Annotated in this window: 15 protein-coding genes; 3 read left to right on the top strand and 12 right to left on the bottom strand. The window is 37.3% G+C overall.

Features of this window, described 5'->3' with window-relative positions:
* The first annotated feature begins 4 nt into the window (after positions 1-4).
* Entirely contained in the window at positions 5-376 is a 372-nt protein-coding gene (locus QMF37_RS14340; RefSeq protein WP_283478633.1) for an ArsR/SmtB family transcription factor, read from the top strand.
* Between the two features lie 251 nt (positions 377-627).
* On the opposite strand, the gene QMF37_RS14335 is transcribed toward QMF37_RS14340, so the two are convergent.
* From QMF37_RS14335 to QMF37_RS14280, 12 genes are all read right to left on the bottom strand, one after another.
* Positions 628-3,102, bottom strand: a complete 2,475-nt coding sequence (locus QMF37_RS14335; protein ID WP_283478632.1) for a heavy metal translocating P-type ATPase — start codon at positions 3,100-3,102, stop codon at positions 628-630.
* A gap of 390 nt (positions 3,103-3,492) precedes the next feature.
* On the bottom strand, positions 3,493-4,029 hold the full coding sequence (locus QMF37_RS14330; RefSeq protein ID WP_283478631.1) for a nucleoside/nucleotide kinase family protein: 537 nt from the start codon (positions 4,027-4,029) through the stop codon (positions 3,493-3,495).
* Between the two features lie 138 nt (positions 4,030-4,167).
* On the bottom strand, positions 4,168-4,476 hold the full coding sequence (locus QMF37_RS14325) for a hypothetical protein (protein WP_283478630.1): 309 nt from the start codon (positions 4,474-4,476) through the stop codon (positions 4,168-4,170).
* A complete protein-coding gene (locus tag QMF37_RS14320; protein ID WP_283478629.1) occupies positions 4,470-4,751 on the bottom strand; it encodes a class I SAM-dependent methyltransferase in 282 nt (93 codons plus the stop codon). Before QMF37_RS14320 ends, QMF37_RS14325 begins: the two co-directional genes overlap by 7 nt.
* A 24-nt stretch (positions 4,752-4,775) precedes the next feature.
* Positions 4,776-4,913: a hypothetical protein gene (locus QMF37_RS14315; protein WP_283478627.1), complete on the bottom strand. Its 138-nt coding sequence runs from the start codon at positions 4,911-4,913 to the stop codon at positions 4,776-4,778.
* A 186-nt stretch (positions 4,914-5,099) separates the two neighbouring features.
* On the bottom strand, positions 5,100-5,849 hold the full coding sequence (locus QMF37_RS14310; RefSeq protein WP_283478626.1) for a class I SAM-dependent methyltransferase: 750 nt from the start codon (positions 5,847-5,849) through the stop codon (positions 5,100-5,102).
* Positions 5,850-6,282: 433 nt separating this feature from the next.
* The gene (locus tag QMF37_RS14305) at positions 6,283-6,912 is read right to left on the bottom strand and encodes a class I SAM-dependent methyltransferase (RefSeq protein ID WP_283478625.1); all 630 of its coding nucleotides are present in this window, start codon (positions 6,910-6,912) and stop codon (positions 6,283-6,285) included.
* Positions 6,913-7,201: 289 nt separating this feature from the next.
* Entirely contained in the window at positions 7,202-7,858 is a 657-nt protein-coding gene (locus tag QMF37_RS14300) for an HAD family hydrolase (protein WP_283478655.1), read from the bottom strand.
* 215 nt (positions 7,859-8,073) lie between these two features.
* Complete coding sequence (locus tag QMF37_RS14295; RefSeq protein ID WP_283478624.1) at positions 8,074-8,724, bottom strand: uridine kinase family protein; 651 nt, start codon at positions 8,722-8,724, stop codon at positions 8,074-8,076.
* A 115-nt stretch (positions 8,725-8,839) separates the two neighbouring features.
* Positions 8,840-9,412 (bottom strand): nucleotidyltransferase family protein, encoded by a 573-nt coding sequence (locus QMF37_RS14290; RefSeq protein ID WP_283478622.1) that lies wholly within the window; start codon positions 9,410-9,412, stop codon positions 8,840-8,842.
* Positions 9,413-9,502: 90 nt separating this feature from the next.
* Positions 9,503-10,015 carry a D-glycero-alpha-D-manno-heptose-1,7-bisphosphate 7-phosphatase gene (locus tag QMF37_RS14285; RefSeq protein WP_283478621.1) on the bottom strand — a complete coding sequence of 171 codons (513 nt, stop codon included), beginning with the start codon at positions 10,013-10,015 and terminating at the stop codon, positions 9,503-9,505.
* A 233-nt stretch (positions 10,016-10,248) separates the two neighbouring features.
* The gene (locus QMF37_RS14280) at positions 10,249-10,761 is read right to left on the bottom strand and encodes a GNAT family N-acetyltransferase (RefSeq protein WP_283478620.1); all 513 of its coding nucleotides are present in this window, start codon (positions 10,759-10,761) and stop codon (positions 10,249-10,251) included.
* 370 nt (positions 10,762-11,131) lie between these two features.
* Between QMF37_RS14280 and QMF37_RS14275 the strand changes: the two genes are divergently transcribed.
* A complete protein-coding gene (locus QMF37_RS14275) occupies positions 11,132-11,722 on the top strand; it encodes an ArsR/SmtB family transcription factor (RefSeq protein ID WP_283478619.1) in 591 nt (196 codons plus the stop codon).
* Between the two features lie 21 nt (positions 11,723-11,743).
* Positions 11,744-12,994, top strand: coding sequence for an MFS transporter (locus QMF37_RS14270; protein ID WP_283478617.1), 1,251 nt, complete (start codon positions 11,744-11,746; stop codon positions 12,992-12,994).
* Positions 12,995-13,249 lie beyond the last annotated feature (255 nt).

The raw sequence follows: 13,249 nt of genomic DNA, 5'->3' as shown, positions 1-13,249 counted from the left end.
GAACATGATCGAAGTTGAATCCACCAAAAAGATGGATACGTGCCAGACGTTTTGTTACGACGAAGAAGTCGTAGAGAGAGTGCAGCCTACACTTGAAAATATTGGCGGAGCCGAATTGATTTTTAAAGCGCTGTCTGATGCTACCCGTTTGAAGGTTGCCTACGCTTTGACTTTGGAAGAAGAGCTCTGTGTATGCGATGTTGCCAACATTTTAAACACTACCACTGCTACTGCTTCCCATCATCTGCGTTATTTGCGAAATATGGGACTAGCAAAATATGAAAAACGAGGGAAGCTGGTATTTTACTCTTTGCCACATGACCATATTCGTAAACTGGTGCAACTAGCAGCAGAATATAACATGGCAGGCCAGTAAAAATAAAAGCGATGAAGCCACAAGTCAGCAATTTGCATGGATTTACTTTGTCTTCAAAGCAGATCTATCTTTCACAATTTAAGTGCCTTTAATTAGTAAACAAGCCTTTTCGATTTAAGAAAAGGCTTGTTTACTATTACTATTAACAGCTGTATTTCCAGTGCTCAATCAATTACTCTCTTATTTTTTATCTATCCTGATTTCATTTAACCACCAGTTAAGTGATGCACTTACTAAAGAAGAACCTTCGGCTACTTTTGTCTTAGTAATCTCATGCTATTGAGTATGACCAATAAAGCAGCACCTGTGTCAGCCAAGACGGCCATCCATAAGGTTAAAAGTCCTGGGAAAATTAAGAGCAAAGCAACCACTTTCGTAAGGAGCGAAAACCAGACGTTCTGTTTGATGATAGTTAGTGCTTTTCTACTTAAGTTAATGGTATGTGGAAGCTTCTCTAAGTTGTCGGCCATTAAGACAATATCGGCTGTCTCCATTGCCGTATCTGTTCCTGCACCGCCCATGGCTATTCCGAGATCTGCCGTTGCGAGTGCCGGAGCATCATTAATCCCGTCCCCGACCATTGCTACTTTTCTTCCCTCTTGCTGCAGTTTTTTAACTGCCTTAACTTTATCTTCAGGCATCAATTCAGCAAAGTACCGATCTACACCGGTTTGGGCTGCAATTTTTTTCGCTGTTCCATTATTATCGCCCGTCAACATGACCATTTCTTCCATGCCAACACTTTTAAGCTTCTGAATAGCTGTAACAGTAATAGACCGAATTGTATCAGCTACCCCAATCACCCCTATAATTTCTGAACAAGTTCCAATGACAATTAGCGTATGTCCTTCGTTTTGCAAGGTCTGAATACGATCTGTCACAGATGACAATGAGACGCCCATTTCCTGATACAACTTGGGATTGCCCGCGAAATATTCTACTCCATTGATGGTCGCCTGTGCGCCTTTTCCAGGGATTGCTTTGAACGACTCTCCGGTTTTCACGGAAATCTGTTGTTCATCGGCATACGAGATAATGGCTTTGGCAATTGGATGGATTGAGTGTTCTTCAATAGTCCGTGCAATGCTGATCAATTCAGTCTCGGTTCCGTTTACCGCGACTATTTCTGAAACTTTCGGTTTCCCCTCTGTTAACGTACCGGTCTTATCAAAGGCAATGGCATTTATCGCCCCAGCTTTCTCAAGGAACGTTCCTCCCTTGATCAACACGCCATTTTTAGCTGCATTTCCGATAGCCGATACAATAGCAACGGGTGTCGAGATGACAAGTGCGCAAGGACAAGCAACTACCAATAAAGTCAGTCCTTTATAAAGCCATTCTTCCCATGTCCCAAAACCAGCTAGAGGAGGCACTACCATAATTACTAGCGCAAGGACAAAAACAATCGGTGTGTAAATACGTGCAAACCGATCTACAAAGTCTTGCGTGGGCGCTTTTTGTTCTTGCGCCTCCTCGACTAGATGAATTATTTTTGCGATGGTCGTATCTTCGACAAGTTTTGTAACCCGAACTTCCAAGGAACCACTTTCATTGATCGTTCCGGCATATACAGGATCGTCTTTTTCTTTATCAACCGGCATTGATTCCCCTGTGATTGGCGCTTGATTGACACTTGAAGCGCCTGAAATAATCTCTCCATCAAGTGGAATTTTTTCACCTGGCTTGACAACGATGGCATCCCCAATAGCCACTTCTTCTACCGGTTTGGAAATCAGCTGACTTCCTACTTTTACTAGCGCTTCAGAAGGAGCCAGATTGATTAAATTCCGGATTGATTCTCTTGTCCGTTCAATCGAACGATTTTGCAACGCGTTCCCTAAAGCAAAAAGCCAAACAACCGTTGCACCTTCGAACCATTCTCCAATTAAAGCTGCCCCGATAGCTGCAGAAACCATTAAAACATTCATATCCAGAGATTTACTTTTCACAGCATAAAAAGCACTTCTGGCCGGCTTATAGCCTCCAATGATAATGGTTACAGCATATAGTATGATAACCAGTGTTTCAGAAACGCCAGCAAGAGAACCAAAGAAACCAATAGCTAAAAGCAAACCTGATAGGGTTGCAGTGGTTATTCTGTTTTTGTTCTTTTCTTCGATTTTTCTTTCTTTTGAAACTAGAGAGGCATGGAAACCGGCTCTTTCAACTTCTTTGATAATTTCTTTGTCCTGGGCGGTGTGAAGAATTTGCATTTTTCCGGTAGAGAAATTCACCTTCACTTCCTGGACTGCCGGGTTCCTTGTAAGATGCTTTTCAATCGTCACAGCACAAGCTCCACAGTCCATCCCATCTACTCGATAGACCTGTCCATTTTTTTTCGTTTCAACTATATTTGTCTCAAAACCTAATTTTTTCACTTGCATTGGAATTTGATCGGCAATTGAAGAATCGCTTACACCAACCCTCATTTTTCCAGCACTGTAATTAATATTTACCGTCTCAATCCCTTTTACAGTATTGAGGCTCTTTTCAATGGTTGCCGCACAAGAGGGACAATCCATTCCCTGGACCAGATACGTAAATGTTTCAATTGATTGTTCAGTCGGCTTTTGTTCTTTCGGTTCGGTTCCTATGTTATTGATCCTATCATTATCAGTTTCACAACATGGAATATTTTTTTCCAGAACTGTCATCGATTGTTTTGAACTTGTACAAGAAGTGTCTGTACAACAGCTTGTCTCTGCTTGTTTTTCTGTAACTTTCATTCCATCTCTCCTATCTGCTTCTTCTCATTGAAAGAGAAATTTAGTACCCATACGAAATGATAAGATCTCTATTTTTCAGTTGTTAGAAGTCATAAAATTACTGATAAAAAATCGATTTAATCTACTTCATAATTGGAACAGCACTTTTATTTTTTAACTTTCCAAATAACACTCTAATAATCGTTTGAATATGTAAATAAAGATTAAATTATTATAGAATATTTGTCAACAACTGCTACTTAGATAAAAACGATATCAGATAGAACATTTCTCAATTAAATAACCTTTTGTAAAAATACACTCTTGCAAATACAAAAAAAGAAACTCATACTTGAGCTTCTTCTCTTCCGATAAGTTATGATATGTAAACTAGTTTTGCCTAAGAAAAATTCATTGCACTTTTTCTAGAATGGTATTTACGATTTTAGCTACGGGTAAAGAGCCATCTACAATGAAATCGGAATTTGGTTGGATGGTATGCAGCATTTCAAGATAAGCCCTTCTTCCATGCGAATTATAGTATTTCATATTTTCAACGATATTGGCTGCAGATTCATCTTGAAAATCTCTGATTATTCGACGGGCTAATGCAATATCCAATGGCGTATTAATAAAGATGGAAAAGTTTATATAAGCGCTTGTTTGGTCATGCTTGTAGGAAAATGGAAAATCCAAAAGGACATATTCAAGAGATTCGCTAAGCAATTCTTCTAAATCCTTCACAAAAGGATTTAGATTCCATTCATTATAGTTATTTCCTCGGTTCAACCAATCCACGACATCTTCAGGACCTTCTAAATCGTAATCATCGAAGAAAAGTGCCTTAGAATTGGGCAAAACCTCATTCAACTTTTCAGTTACCGTTGTCTTTCCTCCCCCTGAAATACTGGCGATTGCAATTACCGTAGGTTTTCTGGCTTCTTCCATGATATTACCCTCCAAACTATTTTCACATCTTCTACTTGCATATAATCCAGCAGCAGCATTTCACCTGTATCTTTCTATAATTCCTGATACGTGAATCCAGGCTTTAAGTAGAGAATTACAGCTGCCACTGAATAACTGTTATTTAGAAGCCAATAAAGTGAACTCCCAAGGGATATTTTCACCACTCCAACCGCGATGTTCGTCAAATCGATCAAAATTAAAACCAGTTGAAATAACGGAATTGATGATTTCGCTTAATGTGTAGAACCTAAGCGATACGTCGGGGAAATCGTGTTGTTCTTGTTCATTAAAGAATTGTTTATAAGATATGTTTTCATTTTGCAGTTCTTTATCAAAATAGTTAGGGATGTATTTGAGATCCTCACTTATACATCTTTTTACGGGATGATAATCACTTAAAATCATTCTGCCCCCATTCTTCAGCATTGAAAAAAAATCCCCAGCAATTTATCAATATCATTAAAATAGTGCAAAACTCCGCCTTCCAAATAAAGAATATCAAAATGATTTCTGTATTTATTTACATCAATATCATAGACATCTCCCACGATGTAGTTGATAACCGTGTTTGCGCAATTGGCTAATTCTAAAGCGTATCTTCTATTTTCCTCTGATATATCAAAAACTGTGACATCGGCACCTAATAAAGATAGGGGAACAGCTTTTCTACCATTTGATCCGCAGATATTTGCCACAGTCATTCCATCAATTTCATTAAAATATTCTTAGTGTTTCTTCAAACTCGCTTTTGGATTTCCCAAAATTTCCTTCGCCTTATTTTTGGGAGAACCATCTCGCTTATTCCAAAATTCATAGGCACGATATTCCCAAGCACTTTTATTAATTCCGCTTTGTTCATTCAATAGTATGCTTCCTCCTCATAATGAATTCCAGTTCCTATTTCATATCTGCTTTTATCATATCAATAATCCCCATTAGTGAATCCGAAATTTTAATAATGGATAACCGTTCGTAAAAGTACTCCTTTATAGAAAAAGAAACCATCTTAGAATAGACGGTTTCGCTCGCTTTAAGTTTATAGAAAGGCATTATTTTTTTGCTATAATCAAAAATCGTTTCGAATTTGTGCAAATCCCTTTGGGAGTCTGGTTGTTTTCAATAAAAGTGACCAAACGGGAGAAGTCCTCTTGTTCCTTCCCGAAATTTGGAATAATAGGCGTGTGTTGCAGCAAGAAGATTACATCTTCCGGGCTTCGATAATATTCCATAACGTTGTATTCATAAGCCTGTACATTGGAAAATCCAGCTTTTTGTAGTTCGCGCACGTACTTTTCTTTTGATGTGCCATCCACTTCTTCAAAGGATTGCCCTCGTCCAAATGCAGTTTTAATATTCAATTTATCGGCTTCACTGACTTGCTGAGTCAAAAACACGCCATCCGTCTTCAAAACGTTGGCCACTTCTATTGCATCGAATGGTGCATGGCGACTCAATACAATATCAAAAAAACCAGCAGGAAATTGTAAGTTCTCTGAAGACATTTGAAAAACCCTCACATTAGGTATGTTGGATTTTTCAAGGTTTTCTTTTGCTGTTTTAATCATCCTGTGTGACAGATCAATTCCAACTGTAAAAAGAACTGAAGAAGCGACGGTTAAGACGTTTTCTCCTCCGCCTGTTCCAATATCCAAAAGGACGTCGGTTTTTTTGGATTTTTTCTTTACTTCATCGTAAAAATTCCATTCTGGTTCATCAACTACAACTTGTATTTGGCTAAAGTCCCATCCGTTTAAATTCCCAACGTTCTCATAAAATTCCTCATAATCCCACTCAGTCATTGTGTTTCCACCTTTCAAATTTAGAAATGCTTATCGATTTCGTTCTAAGTAAAGCTTCTCTGCTAAAAATCCACACACTACCCCCTTGATAGCTGGTACGCGTTTTTTTCCAGCCCGAGAACTAATTACTTCGAACAATCGGATAAGACATTCCATTCACCTCATTTGAAAGAATAAAACAAGTATATTCTAGATATAGGAAATTGGATATCTCATTTCCATTTGCTTATGATAAGCGTTCGTAAAAGTACACTTTTGCAGACTAAAGGGGAAAAGCCTTGCTGATTAGCAGCGCTCTACCCCCTTTGTATGTTGCTATTAGAATAATTACTACTTCTGATAATCCGGAATATGTAAACCTTTTTTGAGAATCTGATTGCTTCAAAAAAGCTTGATCCTATCTGCGGTTTTTAAAAAATATGTTGGCTATTGACTAAAGACTCTTTGTACCGGAGACTGCCACCGTATGAAACCCTCTTGAATTTGGACCCTCTACGAATGCTACGTCAAAAAATCCATTGTCTTTCATAAGCGGAATTAACTGATTATCGATTAAGCTAGTTATTCCATCCCACTTTTCCTCATTCTTCCCATTACAAAGCGTAATTATACAATCACCGCCAGGTTTTAAGACCCTAAATATTTCTTTTATTGTGGCAGGTAAGTCATCCCAAAAATATATGGTGTGAATACTGAATACTTTTTCAAATTGATCGTCTCTACAAGGCAGACTTTTCACATTTCCTTGTATCAATTTCGCTTTTTTATCTTGCAGTGCTTTTTTGTTTCTAATCGTAGCTGACCGAATAACAGCAAGAGAAAGATCCAGACCTACTATTTCTTTGACCACATTTTTTTCTAAAATAAGTTTCATTGCGTAACCTGAACCACATCCAAGCTCCAATACACTTTCCCCTGGTTGCAGATTTAGTAATTCAATCGTCCATAGTGTTTCATGTTTATGTTGCCGTACCATCTTTTCGCCAATATAGGTCCCAATTAAGCCCTTTGGCGTCCTGTACTGGTTATCAATAAACTCTTTAACTTTACTTTTCAGTTCCATAATTCACCGCCTTATTTATGTAAGTTCACTATCTAGTTAATTCTCTTGAGGAAGAATAAACTCCTGCTTCACTCCTCTGCTAAAAAGTATGCAGAATAATCGTTCGTAAAATAGGAGTATCACGAACAGTAAGGAGAAAAGATGCGCTACGTACAGCCTCTTCTCTCCTTTTCGCAATAAGTAGCTTCCGATAAGGTGTCATATGTAAACTAATTTTCTTCTACTCTAATCTTTTGTAGTAAAAATGAAAATCCTTCATAATAAGTTTTCCTTTTTCAATACTTTTTTGTTAGGTAAGATAGCTTAGTAATCTATCAAGAGAGTTGATTTCACCATATGGTTTTATAGCTGTATTGTTCTTGATACTTTGAGGATTGAACCATATGCCTTTAATATTTACGTTTTGACAACCTCCAATATCTTTTACAAGGTCATCTCCAACAAATAATGCTTCTTCAGGTTTAACATTCAAATTTTTTAGTGCCATTTCAAATATCTGTTCGTCGGGCTTACTAAAACCTACTTCTTCAGAAATAATAACTTTATCGAAACATCTATCCAGCTTCGACTTGCTCATTTTAGCTTTTTGTCTCTTCGTAGCACCGTTGGTTATAATGGCTATTTTAACCTGCTTCTTGATCGTATTCACAATATCTATTGTATTCTGATTGGCAGAAAAACAATTAGGAAAATTAGTATTCCAAAAATCTAGCATATCATTGCGATGCAATCTAGACTCTGTTGGAAATTCATCAAAGAATGGTTCCAAAACTCTTGTTTTATCCCCATTTCCGTAGTTTCGCTTATCGTATTCTTTAAATTTCTTTAGCATCTCTTTTTTATTTATTTCTTTAACGTTTTCATAAAAATCTTCAATAAGAATTGAAAACAGATTATTTACTGCTTGGTTTCTATCAAGTAAGGTATCATCTAAATCAAAAATCATGGCTTTATAATTACTCAAAACTACACATCCCTTCTTATATTATTACACCAGAAATATCCAAAAATCTGACTATCTAGATTTCAACGCATATTAAATTTCAATTAAGATCATTCGTGAGAGTATAGTTTCACAAACTAAAAGGAAGGAAAGAAACTTACAGCCAAGCTTCTTTACTTCCAATAGCTCATGATATGTAAACTAACATTTGATTGTTTTTACTTAATATCAAAACTAACTTTCTCAAAGATAACCTGTTCATTAACCATTTTGACAATAACATCGAAATTTTGACTATATGGATGCATAAAAACTTCATACTGAATGCGTCGTTCTTCGTGAGACTGCCGAAGCTCATTTATTTTTCTTCCTCTTTCATCAATATCACGAGTAGATCTTCTCCTTAACTCCGTTTCTCCATCGGTATAGAAATAAATCGTTAAATCAAATAAGGCCGAATCAATAAAAGCGACGCTCATCCCTTCTACAATTGTTATGTTTTTTTCAGAAGAAATCAATTCACTTCTCATGTAGTGTGTATCTATTGTACAGAAATTCAAACCTTCTCTAACCATCTGAACGTCTCTTTCCAAAGAAGGTAAATGATGTGCAGAAGGGTGACAAGCTGTCATCTTATACCTATGATTTTCGTTTTGGTATATATAATCGATTGTTGCATGATTACGGACCCCTGAATCTATAATATATGGATCTGTGTTTATATAATTGATTTCGTTTTTACCCAATAGGTTTATGAGCCTGTTTGTAAACGTAGTTTTTCCAGCAGCACCATGGCCAGATACTCCAATAATGAGTTTTTTGTCCGTCACCTTCATTGTGTTTGCTAGTTCTTGTATAAACTTATCCATTATTCTTCCCCTTCTTCTACTTTAACTTTACTGGACTTATTTCATTTCTTTCACCCTATACAACGATCAGATGGTTTTTGGCTTTTCCTATGCGATAGTACTTCACTTTTTGAGATTAATTTTTTATGCGGGTTACCTTGAGCTGATTCCAAGTCAATTCCCAATTTTTCTTTGTAACCCTTTCTTCATAAACTTCTATCCGCTTTTCATTTACTGCAAAATAGGGAGTTGGTTTAACTTGTAAATTAATCACATCCTGGATTCCATGAGGAGCCGATAAAATCAAGTTATTATGACTGTCCAGTTTAATTCCTAACGCTGTTGCAGTCTCTGGAAACTTAGCTATTGCATCAACAGAGGAAGTGTAAGCTGCCACGCTATTTCTTATATGCATTCTTGCCTCATTTTTTACAGACCACGGGATGTCAGGAAGAAGATCTTTGAGTCTACCTTCCATTATTTTCTCTTCTTCTTCACAAATATTATTATCATCGTAATAAATGACATCAATATCGGGAAGGTGGGTTCTCTTTTCAAACCCATGTAACGTATCCCAGATTTTTGACCGAACAAACCCTGCACATATCCACCAATCAGGAAGGTCTACTAATTTTACAGCTTTTAATAGCTCCATCATCCACTCATCTTTTTGGATCAGTCGTATAATATCTAATTCATTTTTTAGCATCGTCCCATCCCTTTAGCTTTGTCGTGATTAAATATCTAGTGACAAGATTTTTCAATATTTGAATGTAAGTTTAAAACGATTTCAGAAAAGTTAAATATGCTGCGGTAAATCCTTAATTGAAGTTAATTGATAAATTTTCTCGTCTTCAGAAGTTTTTTCGACTCCGATTCCAAATCCCTTAATTTTTGCATTAGCTGCTAATTCAACATCAACTAGTGAATCCCCTATCATAAATGATTCAGCCATATTGATAGCTGCGTATTTTTTTAAAGCCTGGTCGATCATTCCTGTTTTAGGTTTAAAGCATCTGCATTCTTCTTTTTTTGAGTGAGGACAGTAAAAAATATCGAGTATCTCAATGCCATGGTTGTGTAATATATGGAGCATTTTGTTTGTGATGTCATTGTATTGATTTAAGGTTATAAATTCCTCGTTTATAAGATATTGATTTGTGATGATAATAACTCTATAGCCTTTGCTAATTACAGTTTTTAAAGTTTCTACAGCTCCCTCTAAAAAAGAAGGGTTATCTATAAACGTCCATTTGGCATCTGGATAATCTTCGATAATTGTTCCATCTCGATCAAAAAAAGCAACTTTCACTAAAATACCCCATTTCAAATTTAATGAATTGTATTATTTATTACTTTGAAGAATATGTTTTTCATTAGCGAATGTAACTTAACTGCATTTTGTTACATTCAATTAGGCAAATCTCTTAACCTTATACCAGTCTCAAACTTTTAATAAGCAGGTTCGAATCTGATTGAAACGTAAGGCAGACTTTCTTAATTTTTTTCATAAATTGAGTAGCAATAAAATCGATTCATTCTCTTTTACAAACGAGGGTTTTCATTTTCCCACAAATAATGTGTAAACCTCATTATTTCCCCGTTCATTTCGAATTCTTCATCGCCTACTCGAACTTGCTTAAACCCATTTCTTTCTAACACCTTTTGCGATGCATGGTTAACAGTCGTCGTTTTCCCACGTATTTGTTTCACACTTAAATCAGTTTTCAATAGTAGATTTAATGCCTGATTTCCGATTCCCTTTCCCACGTGTGTAGCCCCTACTCTAAATCCTATGTCTGCAATGTTATCTTTCTTATCAACCAAGTTGATTCTTCCTAAAATTTCTCCAGCATCATTGGTAATCAAGTAAAAATAAGAAAGGCCATTCTTTTGTTCCTTCAGCAATTCTTGATGTCTTCTTAAAAATGTTTCGAAAGTATAGTAATCGTCTCCTCGACTTGGAACCATTTCTTCAAAAAACCACCGATTTTCAGACTCAAACTTAAATAACGCTTCTGCATCGACTTCTTGTAATAAATTTAAAGATATCTCCATGAGTGATCCAACCCTTTTCAAGTAGTAGATTTATTGACTTCTATCATTATACCAATAATATCCATCCTCTTTCTATTATAAATAGAACTTTCTGAAATCTTACTTCATTATATTTCTGTTAGCAGATTCTCTCAGAACACCCTTCGTAAAAGTACACTTTTGTAGACAAAAGGTAGAGTAGAGGCGAATCAAAAATGCAGCTACTCTCCTTTCTATTTATGCAGCTTCCGATAATGGTCATATGTTAACCCAAATTAATTAAAATATGGTCGATAATTAATAACTATCTTTAGAGAAGTTGCACTTATAAAGTATCTATGTGTATAATCTAGTTAACAAAAGTTAACCGGTTAAGAAAGGAGTTTTATAAATGAACCAACAATCGATTTTCATTCTAGAAACGTACGAACAACTGAAAGTTATCAGCGATCCGCTGCGCACCAAAATGCTCATTTATTTAGTGGAACAGCCTCATACGGGACAAATGCTAGCTCAGGAACTCAACCTTTCACGTGCTAAAGTTCTCTATCATCTCCGAGAATTAGAGAAGTACGGAATCATTCAGCTGGTCCGAAAAGAAGAACGTGGAGGAAATATCCTGAAATTCTATCAGGCGGTCGCCAGAGGATTTATTCCGGCCGACCATCTGCTCACGTATGTCGAATCCAAGGAAGCTACGCGCCAATCGTATCTGGAAGTCATCGACCGAGCGAAAACCCGAGTATTGACAGCTCCAGATGAATCATTCGAACTGCATTCCTCCAACGTGGAAGATTGGAACAACCTGTCGCTTCAAACCGAATTTACGGTGAGCCAGAAAAAATTTGTGGAATTCACCCAAAAATACCGCGAACTCTTGGAGACGTTGAAAGAAGAGGACGATCATCCCGACAAACAGCATTATTACCTGATGTCCACAGCTTTCCAGATCGAAGAGTTACTGTTTAAGAAGGATAAGTAGACTTGTGAAAGAAGGAATTCCATGGCATTCGACCAAGTAACAGAAGTACCTGTACAGGAAAAATCGGTTCCAAGTTTGTTCAGCAACCGTTCGTTTATTTTCCTCTGGCTTTCCAGTACCGCATCTTTTCTGGCTTTATCGACATACCTGTTTGCTGAACAGTGGTATATCATCACCGTTCTGGAAAAAGAGAGCCTGTTGGGAATCGTTATGATGGCGACTATGGTTCCACGGGTCTTGTTCATGACAATTGGCGGTGTCTGGGCCGACCGATTCCGTCGTTCGCGCATCATGCTAATATCCAGTTTGGTGCGCTGCCTGTTGGTGCTGAGCATGATTTTACTACTTCAGCTTAGCTTACTGGAACTATGGCCACTTATTCTTTTTGCTTTGTGCTTTGGAATCGTTGATGCATTCTTTTCACCGGCAAATACATCACTTCTACCATCGGTTGTGGCGAAAGAGTCGCTTCCCCGGTCGAATTCCTTTATTCAAAGTTCCAATCAAATCGCTCTTTTTTCCGGTCCGATGTTAGGCGGATGGGTTCTTTCTTTCGGGTCTTTCAGCCTGTTATTCGGAGTCATTGCCGGCTTTTTGCTGCTGACGTTTCTGTTCTCTTCCCTCATCAAAGAAGAAAAAAGGTCCGTAATTGCTGACCGATCCTCCACGAAATCGGAGTTGAAGGAAGGATTTTCGTATGTATGGGGAATGCCCTTCCTAAAAAACATGTTAGTGATTCTAATCTTTATCAACTTCTTCTTTTTCGGTCCGCTGCTGATGGGCATTCCGTTGCTAGTGGATAGTGTCCTCAAAGGGGAAGTGCTGGATTTAAGTTTCCTGCAAAGTTCATATCAAGGAGGGATGCTAGCCGGAGCCATTCTGGTAGGCATTCTGAATCTGCGGAAAAAACGCGGATTGACCATGCTGGTGATGATCGGCGTACTCGGGATTTGTTTAACTTTTCTGGGCCAAATTGGTTTTCTATGGCAAGGGATTCTATTGCTTTCGCTGATGGGCATCCTTTCTTCTTTTATCAATGTCACACTGATTTCAACGATACAGGCACAATCCGACCCGAATAAAATTGGGCGTGTTATGAGCTTGGTCAATGCCTCATCGAATGGGCTGGTCCCTTTATCTTATGCGTTTGTATCGCTGGCTCTTGTTATGCAGTTCACCATTTCCGATGTCATGCTGCTGTGCGGTATGCTGATTCTTGTAATCGCCACTATCTATCTCTTACGCTCTAAAATCATTAAAAATGTGGATTAGAAGGAAATTGGAACATCAATTTTTCTGATGTAGGCACCTGATAACAAAAAGGAAGAAGGTACTTTTCAATGTACCTTCTTCCTTTTCTGCATTTCTGCATTTCATAACTTTAATGCTTCCGATAATCCGTCATATGTTAACTAATTTCATTTTATATATTATTTGATATTGGAGTAGCATCAGCAAACTGTAGATTTGCAACGATTTGGAAATCCCTAAATAAAAAATCCCAATTTCTCTACAAATCAAGATAGA

The organism is Planococcus sp. S3-L1 (genome assembly GCF_030063085.1).
Classification (GTDB): domain Bacteria; phylum Bacillota; class Bacilli; order Bacillales_A; family Planococcaceae; genus Planococcus; species Planococcus kocurii.
The sequence above is the reverse complement of the archived record's forward strand: the minus strand, read 5'-3'. Positions and strand labels throughout refer to the sequence as shown.

What these genes read in the sequence shown, in the direction of transcription:
- QMF37_RS14325 (WP_283478630.1), bottom strand. Translation starts at nt 4,476, where the DNA reads ATGCTGAAGAATGGGGGCAGAATGATTTTAAGTGATTATCATCCCGTA.
- QMF37_RS14335 (WP_283478632.1), bottom strand. Translation starts at nt 3,102, where the DNA reads ATGAAAGTTACAGAAAAACAAGCAGAGACAAGCTGTTGTACAGACACT.
- QMF37_RS14295 (WP_283478624.1), bottom strand. Translation starts at nt 8,724, where the DNA reads ATGGATAAGTTTATACAAGAACTAGCAAACACAATGAAGGTGACGGAC.
- QMF37_RS14290 (WP_283478622.1), bottom strand. Translation starts at nt 9,412, where the DNA reads ATGCTAAAAAATGAATTAGATATTATACGACTGATCCAAAAAGATGAG.
- QMF37_RS14275 (WP_283478619.1), top strand. Translation starts at nt 11,132, where the DNA reads ATGAACCAACAATCGATTTTCATTCTAGAAACGTACGAACAACTGAAA.
- QMF37_RS14300 (WP_283478655.1), bottom strand. Translation starts at nt 7,858, where the DNA reads ATGATTTTTGATTTAGATGATACCTTACTTGATAGAAACCAAGCAGTA.
- QMF37_RS14330 (WP_283478631.1), bottom strand. Translation starts at nt 4,029, where the DNA reads ATGGAAGAAGCCAGAAAACCTACGGTAATTGCAATCGCCAGTATTTCA.
- QMF37_RS14280 (WP_283478620.1), bottom strand. Translation starts at nt 10,761, where the DNA reads ATGGAGATATCTTTAAATTTATTACAAGAAGTCGATGCAGAAGCGTTA.
- QMF37_RS14340 (WP_283478633.1), top strand. Translation starts at nt 5, where the DNA reads ATGATCGAAGTTGAATCCACCAAAAAGATGGATACGTGCCAGACGTTT.
- QMF37_RS14270 (WP_283478617.1), top strand. Translation starts at nt 11,744, where the DNA reads ATGGCATTCGACCAAGTAACAGAAGTACCTGTACAGGAAAAATCGGTT.
- QMF37_RS14320 (WP_283478629.1), bottom strand. Translation starts at nt 4,751, where the DNA reads ATGACTGTGGCAAATATCTGCGGATCAAATGGTAGAAAAGCTGTTCCC.
- QMF37_RS14305 (WP_283478625.1), bottom strand. Translation starts at nt 6,912, where the DNA reads ATGGAACTGAAAAGTAAAGTTAAAGAGTTTATTGATAACCAGTACAGG.
- QMF37_RS14310 (WP_283478626.1), bottom strand. Translation starts at nt 5,849, where the DNA reads ATGACTGAGTGGGATTATGAGGAATTTTATGAGAACGTTGGGAATTTA.